The organism is Snodgrassella sp. CFCC 13594, assembly GCF_001590725.1.
In the GTDB taxonomy this organism is placed as follows: Bacteria; Pseudomonadota; Gammaproteobacteria; order Burkholderiales; family Neisseriaceae; genus Snodgrassella.
Window position 1 is genome coordinate 338,486 of sequence record NZ_LQXR01000001.1, and the last position, 16,835, is coordinate 355,320.

Here is a 16,835-nt window from a genome sequence, read left to right on the forward strand (position 1 = left end):
CTCATTTGCACCCCATGATGGGCATGCAAACGCAGAAAAAAGGAAAGTATATGGCCGAGCAAGATTTTACCCGCCCCACCATCATTGATGCTTCAAGCAACCAGTTGCCTGATTCTTCACAAAAAAACTACATGTATGTTACTTATGCTTTGTATGCTTCAGCTCTGTTTGTGGGGTTAACTTTGCTGGTTGGCGTGATTTTGGCTTATGTTAAACGCGATGAAATGCAAGGTACTCTTTATTATGACCACATGCGTTTTCTCATCAAAACTTTTTGGGGAACGCTGGTGGGTGGCATCGTGGGCATGATTTTGTCGGTGGTCGGTATCGGCTTGGTGATATTGGCTTTGGTGTATGTGTGGTACATATTCCGTATGGTGGTGGGCATCGTCAAGCTCATTGATAATAAATCGGTAACCCCAGATGGCTGGTTTATGTAAGCTGAGCCATTTGGGTCTAAACATTGAAAAACCGCCTGTGTACGCAGGCGGTTTTCTGATTCAGGTTGCCTGAAATCAAGCTTTCACTGGTTCTTGATCCAAATGGAACGCTTTATGCAAAACCCGCGTGGCCAATTCCAAGTATTTTTCGTCTATCAATACGGAAACCTTGATTTCGGAGGTGGAAATCATCTGGATGTTGATGCCTTCTTCTGCCAATGTGCGGAACATGGTGGAAGCGATGCCCACGTGTGAGCGCATGCCCATACCAACGATGGACACTTTGCATACCGTGTCATCACCATCTACTTCAGTGGCGCCAATATTTTTCTGCACTTCGTGCAGAATATTTAAAGTATGGTGGTAATCACCGCGCGGCACCGTGAATGAGAAATCGGTGGTGCCTTCTGCGCCCACATTCTGGATGATCATGTCGACTTCAATATTGGCATCTGCCACCGCACCGAGGATTTGATACGCAATACCCGGTTTATCGGGGACGCCGCGTACATTCACCCGAGCTTGGTTTTTATCAAAAGCAATGCCGGCTACAACGGCTTCTTCCATCATGTGGTGATCCTCTTCAAAAGTAATTAAGGTGCCTTCGCCTTCTTCTTGCAAGCTGCTCAATACACGCAAGCGCACTTTGTATTTGCCTGCAAACTCGACTGAGCGAATCTGCAAAACCTTGCTGCCCAGGCTGGCCAATTCCAGCATCTCTTCAAAAGAGATCGTCGACAACCGGCGTGCTTCAGGAACCACACGCGGATCGGTGGTGTACACGCCATCGACATCGGTGTAAATCTGGCATTCATCAGCCTTTAGCGCCGCAGCCAACGCCACGGCTGAGGTATCAGAACCGCCACGCCCCAAGGTAGTGATGTCGTTGTGCTCGTCAACCCCTTGAAAGCCAGCCACAATCACTACACGGCCTGCATCCAAATCAGCCCGCATATTGGTGTCTTCAATATGGTCAATGCGCGCTTTGGTGTGCGCGGAATCGGTTTTCACTGGGACTTGCCAGCCTGTATAAGCTTTGGCATCCACGCCTATGCTTTTCAAGGCCATGGCCAAAAGGCCAATGGTGACTTGCTCGCCGGTAGAGAGCACCACGTCCATTTCACGTGGGTCCGGGTATTCTTGAATATCGTGGGCCAGTGCCACCAAACGGTTGGTTTCACCGCTCATGGCCGATACCACCACCACCACTTCATGCCCTGCGGCGCGCGTTTTGGCCACACGGCGCGCCACATTTTTGATGCGTTCTACCGAGCCGACTGAGGTGCCGCCATATTTTTGTACAATTAACGCCATGATTGCTGCAAACTTTCTGGTTGGAATGGAGAATCAAAATGGTGCGGCATGCAGGCTGCCTGAAACAGAGCATCACAATGGCCGCTGCCAGTAAAGCAAAACGTCTATTTTTAGCATTTTTATGCGCCAAAAACAAGCCGATGCCACAAAAATCAAAGGAGCATCGGCTGAAGCATGGTTACGATAGGCTAAATGCGCTCAGTCGGCTCGGAGTTGTTGCAAGGCCGCCTGTTGTGCATGCAGCAATTCGCTGATGCCTTTTTGTGCCAGCGAAATCAAATCTTGTAAGTCATTCAGGCTAAATGGCGCCCCTTCTGCCGTGCCTTGAATTTCAATCAGTTTGCTTGCTGCAGTCATAACCACATTGATGTCAGAATCGCAGCCAGAGTCTTCTGGGTAATCCAGATCCAATAAAGGCACACCCGCCACCATACCCACCGATACCGCAGCCACGGCTTCACGAATGGGGTTGTTGATGATCATGTCAGCATCGCGCAATTTTTCAACTGCCATGGTTAACGCCACAAAAGCGCCTGTAATGCTGGCCGTGCGCGTGCCGCCATCGGCTTGGATGACATCGCAGTCAATCAGAATTTGGCGCTCGCCCAATTGCGTCATGTCTACTACTGCGCGCAATGCACGACCGATTAAGCGCTGAATTTCTTGGGTTCGGCCCGATTGCTTGCCTGCGGCCGCTTCACGGCGCATGCGCCCTGCAGTGGATGCAGGCAGCATGCCGTATTCGGCGGTAACCCAGCCTTGCCCTTGACCCCGCAAAAAGGGTGGTACGTGCTCGTCGATGGTGGCAGTGCAAATCACTTTGGTGCCGCCACATTCAATCAGGCAAGAGCCATCCGCATGAGGCAGAAAATGAGGAGTGATGTGTACGTTGCGCAATGCATCCGCAGCGCGGCCTGCGCGTTGGTAGTGTTGTAGATGGGCCATAATGAGTCCTTATTTTTCAGGTTGCCATTATAGCACTGGCGCGCGTGTATTTTGCCCGTACGCAATGTTTGACGTACCATAGCCAAGTTGGCAAAACATCCATTTGTGCCGACACCCTATCAATAAATTCACCCATGATTAAAGGAGATACCATGCACAGCATGACAGGCTATGGTAATGCATCCGGCCAATTTGGCCATCGCCAGATCAGTTTGGAATTGCGCGCAGTCAACCACCGCTATTTGGACTTGCAATTTCGCATGCCCGATGATTTGCGTTATTTGGAAGGGCGTTTGCGTGAAATCATTGGAGCGCAGGTGGCCCGAGGAAAATTGGAATGCCGCATTCAGGTACAAAATGTGCACAGCACACAAGAGACTTTGCAAATCAATCATGCGCTGGTCGCCCAATTGGCTGAGGCCAATGAATTGTTGCGCAAACAATATAAGGGTTTGGCCAAATTGGGTATTGCAGATATTTTGCATTTCCCCGGTGTTCTGTCAGCTCCCGCCGAAGACGAAGCGATATTGGCTGACGGTGTTAATACTTTGCTAGCCAAGGCGCTAACCGAATTCAATGCGGCGCGCACGCGAGAAGGCGAAAAATTGCAACAGCATTTACTGGCGCGACTGGATGACATGACCGATATTGTTCAGGCAGTCATGCAATTATTTCCCCACTTATTACAGCAGCACATTGACAAGGCCGAAACGCGTTTGCGCGAAGCAGTGGGCCAAGTGGATGAAGACAAATTGAAACAGGAATTTGTCCTGTTTATGCAGAAAGCCGATGTGGATGAAGAATTAAACCGCTTGCAAACACACTTGGTTGAAGTGCGCCGTTTGGTGACCGAACACAAGGGCAGTGTAGGTAAACGCTTGGATTTTTTGATGCAGGAGCTCAACCGCGAAGCCAATACTTTGGGCAGCAAAGCCATTGCCACCGAATGTACACAAGCCTCGGTAGGGTTGAAAGTATTGATTGAACAAATGCGTGAACAAGTGCAAAACATTGAGTAAAGACGGTACTTGGTTTCACCACATACCAACAGGCTGCCTGAAACCATTCAGGCAGCCTGTTTTTAGAATATTGCTTAATGACTGGCGTATTCTTGGAGCAGTATTTCCTGCATATTGACGACATCTTCCCCGTCAATGATTGGCGCGCGCACATAACTGCCATCGGCTTGCATGAGCCAAGATCGCTGGTTATCGGCCAAAGCCAGTAACAATGTTTCTCGAATGATGCGATCTTTGATTTGCGGGTTTTCAACTGGCGTGCACGTTTCTACACGGCGAAATAAGTTTCGGCCCATCCAATCAGCACTGGAAATCCATACTTTGGGCTCGCCGCCATGTTCAAAATAAAATACCCGAGCATGTTCCAATAAACGGCCCACAATTGAGCGCACGCGAATGTTTTCAGAGAGCCCAGGTACGCCTGGGCGCAAGACGCAAATCCCGCGCACAATCAAATCAATCGACACGCCGGCTTGGCTGGCAGCATAAAGCGCGTCAACAATCGTTGGTTCTACCAGTGCATTCATTTTAGCGATGATGCGTGCAGGTTTGCCTGCCAAGGCTGCTGTCTGTTCGCGCTCAATGCTGTCGAGCAGCATTTTATGTAAGGTAAAAGGGCTTTGTGCGATTTTGCGCAGATGATTGGGTTGGCCTAAGCCGGTGATTTCCATAAATACGGTGTTGACGTCAGCTGTAATGGCTTCGTCACAGGTCATTAACCCTAAGTCAGTATAGAGGCGGGAGGTGCCTTGGTGGTAATTGCCGGTGCCCAAATGCGCATAGCGTTTGAGTATGCCTTCTTCTCGTCGCACAATCAGCGCCATTTTGGCGTGTATTTTGTAGCCAAACACGCCGTAAACCACATGTGCACCAGCGGCTTCCAGTTGGCTTGCCCAATTGACATTGGTTTCCTCATCGAAGCGCGCCATCAATTCCACCACAACGGTGACTTGCTTGCCAGCCACGGCGGCGGTCATCAACGCCTTAACCAAATCGGAATTACTACCGGTGCGATAAATGGTCATTTTAATGGCCACCACCTGAGGATCTTTTGCGGCTTGCTGAATCAAGCGAACGGTAGGCTCGAACGATTGGTAGGGGTGGTAGAGCAAGACATCTTGCTTGCGAATGACATCAAACAAAACCCGATTTTTATTGAGTATTTTGGGAATGCTGGGGTAATACGGTGAAAATTTCAAATCCGCACGATCCGCCATGTCGGGTACCGCCATCAAGCGTACCAAGTTTACGGGGCCATTAACACGGTAAAGCTCATCATGGCCAAGCTGGAATTGGCTGAGCAGAAAATCATAAACATGAGCTGGGCAATTGTCGGCTACCTCCAAGCGCACGCCTTCGCCATATTGGCGGTCACGCAATTCACCAACGATGGCGGTGCGTAAATTTTTTACGTCTTCTTCTTCCACACTCAAGTCGCTGTTGCGCGTGAGTCGGAATTGATAACATCCTTTTACCGTCATGCCTGTAAATAGCGTGTGGGCATGAGCGTGCAGTATGGATGATAAAAACACAAAACCGTCATGACCCTCACACAATTCTTTAGGCATTTTCAATACCCGTGGCAGGATTCTTGGTGCTTGCACAATTGCCATGCCGCCAGTGCGGCCAAAGGCATCTTTGCCTTCCAGTTCGACAGCGAAGTTGAGTGACTTATTGAGCAGGCGCGGAAATGGGTGTGAAGGATCCAAGCCGATGGGGGTCAGAATGGGCAGAAGCTCACGTTTGAAATAATCCGCTACCCATTGTTGTTGTTCGGCGCTCCAGTCGCGGCGTGGGTAAAAGTAAATACCTTCCTCACGCAAAGCCGGAATCAACTCCTCATTGAATAGACGGTACTGTTCGGCAATGATGCTGTGCGCTTCTGCGGTTACATTGGCCACCACAGTGGCGGGTAGATCGCCGTTGGCCAGCGGAGTATGGGGTGACAATACACATGTGCGCCGCAGCCAAGCCATACGCACTTCAAAAAACTCATCCAAATTGGATGAAACAATGCACAAAAATTTCAGGCGTTCCAACAGCGGAATGCGGTGGTCTTGTGCTTGTGCCAAAACGCGTCGGTTAAAAGCCAATAAGCTTAATTCACGGCAAAGTAAGTGAGGTTGTGTGTCAGACATGGTGTCGGCGGTTTTCAAAATAAGGATGAGGAAAGGTTATCGCAAAATAGTGTGACAAAGGTGTGACGAACTAAGAAGCTTGGTCTTCTATTGGCCATCGATGCCCAATATAGCGCCCAGGTTGGTGGAGATTTAAGACCCGGGCATAGTTGCCTGCGGCTGTGGCTTGCGCTGGAATGTCTTTGGTGACCACGCTGCCGGCCCCAATAGTGGCGTCGTCACCGATGCGCACTTGTTCAACAATACAGCAGTTAGGGCCGATATAGACGCCGTTGCCGATGTGTGCGGCCTGACCCTCATTGGCGCCAATAACGGTGTAGGGAGATAGATTAACGTTGTGCCCGATGATGGCGCTGGTATTGATGATCAATGGCCCACCATGGCCGATATACAGGCCATAACCTATGCGTGTTTTATGGCTGATGCTGATGCCGTAACGCCGTTTTTTCCATGCATAGATGGGGTATGCCAGTATACCCACCAAACCACCACCGGCTGTTAAGCGCAACCAAACCGAAAAATTAAAACCTCGGTTGAATACATAGTTTTTGGTGAAGGCGACCCAATTCAGTCGGCCGCTGTAGCGATATAAATCGCTTTTGATATAGGTGAATGTGTGCATACGCTAAGATCATCGTGTGGGGCGTGAAATCAAACACAAAGGCAGCCATGAGGCTGCCTGAATATTAGGCTTGCGGGGTAAATCCGCTCACGTTGTCGGCGCCGTCGCCAAAAAAATAATTTTCCATTTGCTGGGCGATGTATTGGCGAGCTCTGGAGTCGGCCAAACTCAGGCGGTTTTCATTGATGAGCATGGTTTGGTAACGTAACCAGCCTTCCCATGCTTCTTGTGAGACATTGTCAAAAATACGTTTACCCAAGTCGTTGGGTAATGGCGGAAATTTTAGGCCCGGTGCTTCTTTGCCGAGTTTTACGCAATGAACCATGTGCGTCATGGTGATTCCTTATGGTGTGATGAGGTTAAATGGTTTTATTGTAAAAGATTTTGCTGTTAACGCCCAGTTATGGCGCTGCTAACGGCAGACAGTAAATTTGTGAGCGACGTTGGTTTTGTAGGTATTGGCGCTGGCGCTCTTGTGGTAAATCGTCAAACGAGGCTGCCTGAAAGCCACGCTCATCAAACCAAGCGCCGGTGTTGGTGCTGAGTGCAAACAGTGTGTGCATGCCTTTGTTTTGTGCTTGTGCAATCACATGGTCCAGCAATAACTCGCCATAGCCGCCATCTTGGGCGTCTGGGGAGACCACCAAACAGGCCAATTCGCCCACTTGCCTATCAGCAAATAATTTGAGCGCCACGCAACCATACACGTGACAGTCTTGTTCCAACACCGAAAACTCGCCAATGTGATCTTCCAAATATTCGCGGCTGCGAGGCAATAGGATACCCGCATCTTCCAATGGGGTAATCAAGCGGATGATGTCGCCAATATCATGATTGTCTGCGGCGCGCACACGCATAAATGGATTTTGGGCCAATGCCGTGCCGCGGCCCTGACGGGTAAACAATTCCTGAATCAGGCTGCCGTCATTCAGCCTGAAACGATATGTGCTCTGCGTACGCCATGCTCCAATACGTATACGGCTGCCTTAAGCATGCGTGTGACATCGGCTTTCTGGGGCACGGTTTGCAACAAAGTCTCTGCCTCAGCAGAAGTCATTTGGCTAATCACCTCACCTTGAGCATCGCATAAACCCGATTCGGTGCTCAAAAAAATCAATTTCTCGGCTTTGAGTGAAACAGCCAAGGCTTGGGCCACGTCATCCATGCCCAAATTATAGGATTTCCCGCTCAAAGAATGACCCAGCGGACTGACCAATACCACTTGGCCATTCGCTAGTCGCTCTTCGATTGCCTGGACATCCACTTTGCGGACTCGGCCAGTGTAGCCCATGTCAATGCCATCCAACACGCCTAAAGGTTTCGCCAATAGGAAATTACCGCTGCTGATTTGTAAGGTTTGGGCACTGCGATCGGGCGCCTGAGCTGGTGTGGCCGATAATGCCGCTTCCAGATCAAATCGAGCCAGACCTGAAGCTTGCTTGGCTAACTGTAGCGTGGCTTCATCGGTAACGCGCCAGCCTTGGTGATAGTTCAGTGATTGACCGTGCGCACCAACCATGCGGTTTAAATATTGACGTGAGCCATGCAATAGTACCAAGCGTACGCCCAGGCTCGCTAACAGCTGAATATCGGCGGCTAAGGAAGCCAATTTTTCAGTCAGCAGTACATGGCTGCTGATGGCAACCACCAGTTTTTTCCCCCTTAAATAATGGATGTAAGGGGCAGCTTGGCGAAAATCATGAATGAATGTGGGTGTCTGTGCCGTCATTTCACGGCCATTAAGTAAAATAATTGAATAATGAGCACCGTGAGTGCAACCAGCGATGCCAGCGTCCAGTTGAATTCTTTATGCAATCGGCTTTGCTGTTCATGCAAACGTTGCTGATTAACGCTGATGGCTTCGGTTTTTTCGATGGTGTCATTGAGCAATAAAGGTACATCTGCGTCCACTTGATGATGCTTTGTAGTCTCTTGTGCAGGCAGCAGCGTGAACACCAGGTTATTGACTGTATTGCCATTATCGCTTCGCGCAGGTGTGACCACCGGCATCGTAGATTCAGTTGTCGGGGCTTGCTTGGGGGCGGATGGCAGGGTTTGCGTCAATGTCATCGTCGAGATGGAGGCTGAAGGCGTCGACTCTGAGATGGCCGCCGCTGGCTCACTTAATAATTTACTGATGCTGGGTTGGGCGTTGGTGGCTGTCGGGCTGGTGTCTTTGGGCGGCATCTGGCGCGCTGTTTGCTGATTGGTGTGTGAGAGCATGGTGGCCAGTGCTGACATGATTTCATCTGGGCTGGCGCTTGCTGTTAATTTGCCTTGGTTGCTGCGGATGTCGTGCAGCTTATTGGTGCGAATTTTGGGCACCACTTTAAAAACATGGCTGCATTGGGTACACAGCACATGGCCACCGTCGCGTGATGGGGTGGGGATGCTGTTTTCGTGGTGGCACTGGGGGCAAATGACGGTAATGGTATCCATAAGACAATAACCTATTGGTTTGCAGGTAGGCTGTGATTAGGCTTTTTTGCGGCCGCTGATGCATACCCAGCCTTGGTCAGTGATTGGTTCATTTAAATCAAACCACTGTCGATAAATATCGCTCAATTCGTCTAATTGTTCAACCAAAATTCCCGATAGGACAATTTGACCGCCGATGCGGGTTCGTGAAGCCAGCATATCGCCCAGTAATCGTAGGGGATTGGCCAAAATATTAGCCACCACTACATCAAATTGGCCTTCAGGTAAGGCATCTGGAAGAAAAAATTGGGCGGGAACATGGTTTTGTTCAGCATTGTCGCGGCTGGCACGTATGGCCTGCTCGTCAATATCTACGCCACAAGCGCTGGCTGCGCCGAGTTTTAAGGCAGCAATGGTGAGAATGCCAGAGCCGCAACCATAGTCCAATACAGTTTCACCTCCTTGCAAATGTTGATCTAACCATTGCAAGCAGAGATGGGTGGTGGGGTGGCTGCCTGTCCCGAAAGCCAATCCTGGGTCCAGTTGGAGATTGATGATATCAGGGTTGGGTGGTAACGGGTGCCATGATGGGGTAATCCACAGACGCGGCGAAATTGAATCGGATCAAACTGAGATTGAGTTAAGCGCACCCAATCTTGCTCTGGCACGGTTTCTAGCCGATAAGTGGGGGGGGCTATATCGCAATCTTGTGCCGCGACTGCCAAAATGGCATCAATATGGGCATTGGCGTCAAATAAAGCCACAATCACACTTTTTTGCCATAAAGCATCAGTAGGCATGCCAGGCTCGCCAAAAATGGGTTCTTCTGCATCGGTGCCGGCATTGGCATCTTCAATGGCGGTGCTTAACGCTCCGTGCGCCATTAAGGCATCAGACAATACATCGGCTTGGTGTGCTGCTACGGTGATGGCCGCTTGCTGGTAATGCATAAAAAAATGCCTTTCACTGTGCCATAAGAATCAAAACTGCCGACATCATACTCGAAAGACGGCAAGACAAAAAATTCAGGCAGCCATGAGGCTGCCTGAAGCGGGGGCAATGCCTTAAGCGCCGATTGTAGTTTATTTGGCGCTGTCTTTGCGATTTTGTAGCCAGTGTTCCAAATAATGGATGCTCACGCCGCCTTCCAGAAAGCCTGGGTCAACAAACAAATCACGGTGTAACTCGGTATTGGTTTTGATGCCGTTGACCGCCAATTCGCCTAAGGCTACGCGCATCTTGGCCATGGCTTGCGCTCGGTCTTTGCCATGGGTACAGATTTTACCAATTAAACTGTCGTAATAAGGTGGTACGGTATAACCTTGGTAAATATGGCTGTCTACGCGAATGCCATTGCCACCGGGTAAATGGCAGCTGGTGATGAGACCCGGACTGGGGATAAATGTGTAGGGGTCTTCAGCATTGATGCGGCATTCAAAAGCATGGCCCTGTAACTTGATGTCTTTTTGTTTGTAAGACAAATGCAGTCCAGATGCAACACGAATTTGTTCTTGTACGATGTCGACACCGGTAATCAACTCGGTGATTGGGTGTTCTACCTGAACCCGCGTATTCATTTCAATAAAGAAAAATTCGCCATTTTCATATAAAAATTCAAAAGTACCCGCGCCACGGTAACCAATACGCTTGCAGGCAGCCACACAGGCTTCACCGATGCGTTTTCGCTCGGCTTCGGTGATAAAGGGAGCAGGCGCTTCTTCGATTATTTTTTGATGGCGGCGCTGCATAGAGCAGTCGCGCTCGCCCAAATAAATGGCATTACCATGTTCGTCACACAGTACTTGAATTTCCACATGACGCGGTTTTTGCAAATATCGCTCCATGTACACTTCTGGGTTGCCAAAAGCTGCGCCTGCCTCAGCACGTGTCATTTCCACGGCTTTAATCAATTCGTCGGCTTTTTCAACAACACGCATTCCTCGACCACCGCCACCGCCAGAAGCCTTAATAATAACCGGATAGCCTACTTCTTCGGCAATCTTTTGGATGGCGGCAGGGTCATCTGATAAAGCACCAGCAGACCCTGGCACACAAGGCACGCCAGCAGATTTCATAGCATGCTTGGCAGATACTTTATCGCCCATTAATCGGATGGTTTCAGCGCGCGGGCCGATGAACACAAAACCAGATTGTTCCACTTGTTCGGCAAAGGCTTCGTTTTCTGCCAAAAAGCCATAGCCGGGGTGGATGGCATCGGCGCCAGTCACTTCAGCGGCGGCGATGAGTGCGGGTACATACAAATAACTTTGGGCTGAGTTGGCCGGGCCGATGCATACCGATTCATCGGCCAATCTCACATAAATGGCATCACGGTCAGCTTCAGAGTGAACCACCACCGTGGCAATGTCCATCTCACGGCAGGCGCGCAATATACGCAATGCAATTTCACCACGGTTGGCAATCAGAATTTTTTTCAACATAAGGCACAACTTTCGGTCGCAAGCTGGCCCGTTGGCCGGGCTGCCTGAAAACAAAGATAAAGGTGGATTACTCGATGATAAATAGCGGTTCGCCGTATTCCACTGGTTGGCCGTTGGAAACCAAAATTTCCTTGATGACGCCGCTGCGGTCGGCTTCGATTTCATTCATGAGCTTCATGGCTTCAATGATGCACAAAGTATCGCCTGCATTAACGGTTTGGCCTACCTCTACAAAAGGCGGTGTATTCGGGCTGGTTGCGCGATAAAAAGTACCGACCATGGGGGATTTAACGGCTTTGCTTAAATCTGGGCCAGTGGCCACGACAGGTGCCGCCACTGGCGCAGCGGCAGGCGCTGCCGGCATGGGTTGCGGAGCCGCTATGGGGGCTGCATATAAAGGTTGCGGCGTGGCCGTGGTGCGGGTAATGCGCACTTTTTCTTCGCCTTCGGTGACTTCAATTTCGGCAATGCCTGACTCTTCCACCAAGTCAATGAGTTTTTTTAGTTTGCGTAAATCCATAATGGTAATCCTTGTGAAATACTGAGGCCGTTTTTATCAGGCGGCGTCTTGTAAATATTGAATGGCGCGGTGCAGGGCGGCTTCATAGCCATAGACACCCAGTCCGCAAATGACGCCCATGGCTATGTCCGATAAATAGGAATGCTGACGGAATGGTTCTCGGGCGTGGATATTGGAAATATGTATTTCGATGAATGGCTTGCTTGCTGCAGCCAAGGCATCGCGAATGGCGACGCTGGTGTGTGTGAATGCGCCCGGATTGATGATGATAAAACGAGTATCATCACTTAAGGCTGCTTGAATGCGTTCAATGAGTATGTGTTCCGCATTACTTTGAAGCGCATCTATGGTCAAATCTGCTGCACTGGCAATGGCGCACAAATGTCGATTGATGTCGTTCAGCGTGGTGTGGCCGTAAATATGGGGTTCACGTTGACCGAGCAAGTTGAGATTGGGCCCGTTCAACACCAAAATGGGTGCGCTCATAAATAGAATTTGGAATTAATTTGCGTTATTTTCGCCGAATTTCGGTGAAAATGTCCAGAAAATTTAAAAATTTTCTCTTGTATCGACGATTTAGTTTGATTGATGACGGCATTCTACGCGAAATAACGGTTGCGTCTAGAGTAAATTGCCTAAATTGAATCAATTACCCCCATATTCAACTGCAGCCTATAATACGCCTTTATTTTTATTTTCGCTAAAGTGGCAAAATAATGCACATTGATGATTTTGATTTTGAATTGCCGCCTGCTCTGATTGCCCAGCATCCTCCTGAAATACGTGGCAGCAGCCGCTTACTGGTGGCTCTGCCAGGTGAAACTATATGTGACAATCAATTTACGCATCTTCCTGATTATGTGACTGCGGGTGATGTGCTGGTGTTCAATAATACCAAAGTGATGAAAGCGCGCTTGTATGGCCAAAAAGCCAGTGGCGGTAAGATTGAGGCATTGGTTGAGCGGGTGGTGGATGCCCATACAGCATGGGCGCACATCCGCTCATCTAAGTCACCCAAGCCGGGTGCCGATTTACTGTTTGAAGGCGGTTTAAAGGCCACAATGGTGGCCCGACATGGGGAGTTGTTTGAGTTGCATTTTGCGGGTGACGAAACGGTTTGGCATTTGCTGGCCAAACACGGACATATGCCCTTGCCACCCTACATCGAACGAGAAGCAGGTGTGGATGACGATGATCGCTATCAAACCGTGTATGCCAAGCGAGAAGGTGCTGTGGCTGCGCCCACGGCCGGATTGCATTTCACAGAATCTTTGCTGCAAACTTTGATGGATAAAGGCGTGCATTTGGCCGAGATTACCTTGCACGTTGGTGCCGGTACCTTTCAGCCTGTGCGGGTGGATAATATTGAGCAACACCATATGCACAGTGAGTGGTATGACGTACCTGAGCACGTTGTGGCAACGATTCAGGCAGCCAAAACGCGCGGCAATCGCGTTTGGGCCATCGGTACTACCTCTATGCGGGCTTTGGAATCTGCTGCTCGATCTGGCTCTCTGGTGGCCGGCCAAGGCGATACCGACATTTTCATTACCCCCGGTTTTCATTTTAACGTGGTAGATAGGCTCATCACCAATTTCCATTTGCCAAAATCAACGTTGTTGATGCTGGTGAGCGCCTTTAGCGGCTATGATGAAATTCGTGCCATTTATCAACACGCCATTAATGAGCAATATCGGTTTTTCAGTTATGGTGATGCCATGTTGTTGGGCAATCAGGCTTTATCTAAACGAGATTCCGAGGTTTAAAATCGCATTATCATGCCGCCTTATAAAACCAAACCACCAAACCAAATCAGAATGAAAAGGACGCCCTATGAGACTGCTACACACCATGCTACGAGTTGGCAATTTGGATGCCTCACTGGTATTTTATCAAGCAGTGCTGGGTATGAAATTATTGCGCCAGCAGGATTATCCAGAAGGTAAATTCACATTGGCCTTTGTGGGCTATGGGGAGGAGTCCAATACCACAGTATTGGAACTCACTTATAACTGGGAGACCGAGCGATACGATCTGGGCACTGGCTACGGCCATATCGCGATTGAGGTTGAGGATGCCTATGCCGCCTGCGACGCAGTGCATGCAAAGGGCGGCAAAGTGGTTCGCGAAGCTGGGCCTATGAAGCACGGCACCACGGTGATCGCGTTTATTGAAGACCCAGATGGTTATAAAATTGAACTTATTCAGAAAAATACAGGAAACGACTCGTATTCAAAATAAAAATAACGACTTTAATTAAAACAGGCTGCCTGCACTATTCAGGCAGCCTGTTTTTTATATTGTTTATTTTGAGGGACTGATACAGCCATATTACGGTTTATTTCTTATCGTCATCTTTGCTTCATTGTTATTTTTTGGGTCAAATCAATACGCCGTATTTTGTACTAATTTTAATCATAACCTACTCGATATTGTTGCTATGTGACATATTTTGTCAGTGTCAATAATTTGCAAAAAAATATAGATAATATTTAATAAAAACAAAATGATATATTATTTATATCATAAATTCTATTGATGTAAATCAAACAAAATACAAATGATGCGTTTTTTTTAAAAGTGGTAAAAATTGCTTTGTAGAGCAGAGCATGCTCATGATCTTGAAATAACGTTTTTGGGCAATCGATTTGGTTAATGAATTTGAAATGATTCAATGCAAAATGTGAATAGCAATGGGTTTGTTGTTCAACTTGTTTGTTCATATGGCGCTTAATTTTTCAGATTGATATTTAGCTTTCAGTTTTCAATGGAGAAATACATGAATAAGATTTATCGCACTGTATGGAACGAAACCACAGAGACGTGGGTGGCGGTCTCAGAGGTTGCCAACGCAAAAAACAAAAGTAATGGAAGTGTGGATGTAGTCAGTAAAAATGACACAAACACGTTTTGTTTTGCTAAATGCCGAAAAAACATAAAGTTGAAAATTTCTTTGATTTCAGCATCAGTATTGATGTTGTTTTCTTTCTCCAATGCCTACGCTGTGCAAGGTATTTATATCAATGATGGCGTGGACTCAGGTTGCCGCATGCTGGGAGACCCTAGCGGTTCAGCAAATGACCGAGATATAAGTAGTGCAGCGACTTGTCAAACGCCCATCAATAATCGAAATACAACAAGTAATATCGCGATGTTTTTTGGTGCTGATGGTGTGGATGGCGCTGATAGCTTGATTCTAGGTAGTCAACTATACGTGAATGGAGGAAGTCTGGGGTTGGGTGGGGGCCAAACTGGAGCAACGGGAACTAATAATGCGACTGGGTCACTTCGGATAGGTGGGGGTAGAGCTGCTGCAGTTGGGGCGTCAGCCAATGCTGCAGGAATAGGGACACTGGGCGCGGCCTCTGGTCAATACGCAATTGCTATCGGTGGGGGGCAAACCAATGCGGATGCCACTATTGCATCTGCTGATAAGACAGTTGCTCTGGGGTACTCAGCCCAAGCAACAAGTACAGATAGCATCGCGATTGGCAATACCGCTCGGGTAAATGGTAGCTTATTGGATGTGAGTGGTATCGCAATTGGGCCTTCGGCCATGAGTTATGCCTATGGTGTGGCTTTGGGTACGAACGCAAATGCTGATCAAGCTGGTTATGCTGCTGGTAAGGGTGGTGTTGCGATTGGCTATGGTGCGAATACCGTTAACGCCTCAACCAGTGCGATTGCTTTGGGTAATAACGCAACTGCAGGAGGATCAAGCACAAACGGGGCTATTGCAATAGGTGAATTCGCGAATTCAACCAATGCCAATACAGTTGCGTTAGGGACTTCTTCTTCCGCCTCAGCAAATGATGGCATTGCCATTGGTAAATCTTCAATTGCCTCAGCAAATAGCACAACTGCGCTGGGCTCTGGGGCTCAAGCGACTGCAGTGGGTAGTACGGCCATTAGCTTGAGCTCGGTTGCATCGGGTACGGGTAGCATTGCCATGGGCGTGGGAGCTAATGCCTCTGCCGCAAATGCAACGGCATTGGGAACCGCAGCCAAAGCGAGTGCTGCAGATGCAGTTGCTATTGGTGATGCAGCCAACGCTAGCGCGGTAAACGCGGTTGCATTGGGGCTTTCAACCAATGCGAGCGGGTCGAATGCCGTTGCGATTGGCAAGTCATCTGCTGCTTCTGGTAATTATTCGATTGCGATTGGCGACACTGCAAAATCTCTGGGTAGATGGTCTACTGCGATGGGCCAATTGTCCAATGCATCTGGTACTCAATCGGTTGCGATTGGTGATTCTTCATCTGCATCCAGAAGCCAATCTGTCGCATTGGGTTCGGAAGTAAGTGCAGTTGGTGATCAGTCTACAGCCATAGGTAATAACACTACCGCGCAGGGCGACTCATCAATTGCCATTGGTGGCGATGATTTGAATCAAATTGCCTACAATAGCGCATTATCAGCTAAATACACAGAAATTACGGGCGATACAATCTCTGCTGGGGATTACCGTAAAACCACGTCTGCTAATGCAGCAGTGGCTGTAGGGGTTCAATCCCAAGCTTCAGGTGATTTATCAACGGCATTTGGTACCAGAACAATATCTTCTGGCGTGGCCTCAACGGCATTGGGTATCAGCGCTATTGCCAGCAAAGATGGTTCGGTAGCCATTGGTGCAAACAGTAAAACAGATGCAGATGCAGTAAGTGTAACTACGGCTACATTAAATGGTCTTACCTATGGCAACTTTGCGGGTGCTAGTGGTGTTGTGGCAGGTGATCAGGTATCGGTAGGCAGCGTTGGGTATGAGCGCCAAATCAAAAATGTTGCACCGGGCCAAATTTCTTCAACCAGTACAGATGCCATTAACGGTAGTCAGTTATACGCAACCAATGCTGTATTGGGTAATGTATCTAATAGTGTTACAGATATCTTGGGTGGTAACGCTACTTTGAACACTGATGGGACCATCAATATCACTAATATTGGTGGCACTGGTAAAGATACTGTTAATGATGCCATT

Annotated in this window: 14 protein-coding genes and 2 pseudogenes; 5 read left to right on the plus strand and 11 right to left on the minus strand. The window is 48.7% G+C overall.

Annotated features, from left to right (window positions below; all coding sequences use genetic code 11):
• Window positions 1-50 precede the first annotated feature (50 nt).
• Window positions 51-440, plus strand: a complete 390-nt coding sequence (locus A2F46_RS01590) for a hypothetical protein (protein ID WP_197457514.1) — start codon at window positions 51-53, stop codon at window positions 438-440.
• Window positions 441-515: 75 nt separating this feature from the next.
• On the opposite strand, the gene A2F46_RS01595 is transcribed toward A2F46_RS01590, so the two are convergent.
• Window positions 516-1,754: an aspartate kinase gene (locus A2F46_RS01595; protein WP_066565813.1), complete on the minus strand. Its 1,239-nt coding sequence runs from the start codon at window positions 1,752-1,754 to the stop codon at window positions 516-518.
• Window positions 1,755-1,952: 198 nt separating this feature from the next.
• Window positions 1,953-2,699 (minus strand): ribonuclease PH, encoded by a 747-nt coding sequence (rph, locus tag A2F46_RS01600; RefSeq protein ID WP_066565819.1) that lies wholly within the window; start codon window positions 2,697-2,699, stop codon window positions 1,953-1,955.
• Window positions 2,700-2,860: 161 nt separating this feature from the next.
• Here rph and A2F46_RS01605 point away from each other — a divergent pair, with 161 nt between their 5' ends.
• Window positions 2,861-3,718 carry a YicC/YloC family endoribonuclease gene (locus A2F46_RS01605; protein WP_082783535.1) on the plus strand — a complete coding sequence of 286 codons (858 nt, stop codon included), beginning with the start codon at window positions 2,861-2,863 and terminating at the stop codon, window positions 3,716-3,718.
• 74 nt (window positions 3,719-3,792) lie between these two features.
• Here A2F46_RS01605 and ppk1 read toward each other — a convergent pair whose 3' ends face one another.
• The 9 genes and pseudogenes from ppk1 to aroQ form a co-directional block, all read right to left on the minus strand.
• Window positions 3,793-5,856, minus strand: a complete 2,064-nt coding sequence (gene ppk1, locus A2F46_RS01610) for a polyphosphate kinase 1 (protein WP_066565919.1) — start codon at window positions 5,854-5,856, stop codon at window positions 3,793-3,795.
• A gap of 70 nt (window positions 5,857-5,926) precedes the next feature.
• Complete coding sequence (locus A2F46_RS01615; RefSeq protein WP_066565823.1) at window positions 5,927-6,478, minus strand: serine acetyltransferase; 552 nt, start codon at window positions 6,476-6,478, stop codon at window positions 5,927-5,929.
• Window positions 6,479-6,542: 64 nt separating this feature from the next.
• Complete coding sequence (locus tag A2F46_RS01620; protein WP_066565825.1) at window positions 6,543-6,812, minus strand: oxidative damage protection protein; 270 nt, start codon at window positions 6,810-6,812, stop codon at window positions 6,543-6,545.
• A gap of 67 nt (window positions 6,813-6,879) precedes the next feature.
• Window positions 6,880-8,207 (minus strand): annotated as a pseudogene (gene argA, locus A2F46_RS01625) (amino-acid N-acetyltransferase).
• Window positions 8,204-8,917, minus strand: coding sequence for a hypothetical protein (locus A2F46_RS01630; RefSeq protein ID WP_066565827.1), 714 nt, complete (start codon window positions 8,915-8,917; stop codon window positions 8,204-8,206). The pseudogene argA and the gene A2F46_RS01630 overlap by 4 nt, the downstream one beginning before the upstream one ends.
• A gap of 36 nt (window positions 8,918-8,953) precedes the next feature.
• Window positions 8,954-9,846: pseudogene (gene prmA / locus A2F46_RS01635) on the minus strand (50S ribosomal protein L11 methyltransferase).
• 132 nt (window positions 9,847-9,978) lie between these two features.
• Complete coding sequence (accC, locus tag A2F46_RS01640; RefSeq protein WP_066565830.1) at window positions 9,979-11,337, minus strand: acetyl-CoA carboxylase biotin carboxylase subunit; 1,359 nt, start codon at window positions 11,335-11,337, stop codon at window positions 9,979-9,981.
• Between the two features lie 67 nt (window positions 11,338-11,404).
• Window positions 11,405-11,857: an acetyl-CoA carboxylase biotin carboxyl carrier protein gene (gene accB, locus A2F46_RS01645; protein ID WP_066565831.1), complete on the minus strand. Its 453-nt coding sequence runs from the start codon at window positions 11,855-11,857 to the stop codon at window positions 11,405-11,407.
• Window positions 11,858-11,893: 36 nt separating this feature from the next.
• Complete coding sequence (gene aroQ, locus A2F46_RS01650) at window positions 11,894-12,343, minus strand: type II 3-dehydroquinate dehydratase (protein ID WP_066565832.1); 450 nt, start codon at window positions 12,341-12,343, stop codon at window positions 11,894-11,896.
• A 230-nt stretch (window positions 12,344-12,573) separates the two neighbouring features.
• On the opposite strand from aroQ, the gene queA reads away from it, so the two are divergent.
• From queA to A2F46_RS01670, 3 genes are all read left to right on the plus strand, one after another.
• Window positions 12,574-13,623, plus strand: a complete 1,050-nt coding sequence (gene queA, locus A2F46_RS01655) for a tRNA preQ1(34) S-adenosylmethionine ribosyltransferase-isomerase QueA (RefSeq protein WP_066565834.1) — start codon at window positions 12,574-12,576, stop codon at window positions 13,621-13,623.
• 67 nt (window positions 13,624-13,690) lie between these two features.
• Window positions 13,691-14,098: a lactoylglutathione lyase gene (gene gloA / locus A2F46_RS01660; RefSeq protein ID WP_066565836.1), complete on the plus strand. Its 408-nt coding sequence runs from the start codon at window positions 13,691-13,693 to the stop codon at window positions 14,096-14,098.
• Window positions 14,099-14,636: 538 nt separating this feature from the next.
• Window positions 14,637-16,835, plus strand: a 2,199-nt coding sequence (locus A2F46_RS01670; protein WP_255358729.1) for an ESPR-type extended signal peptide-containing protein, incomplete at its 3' end; no start/stop codon positions are given.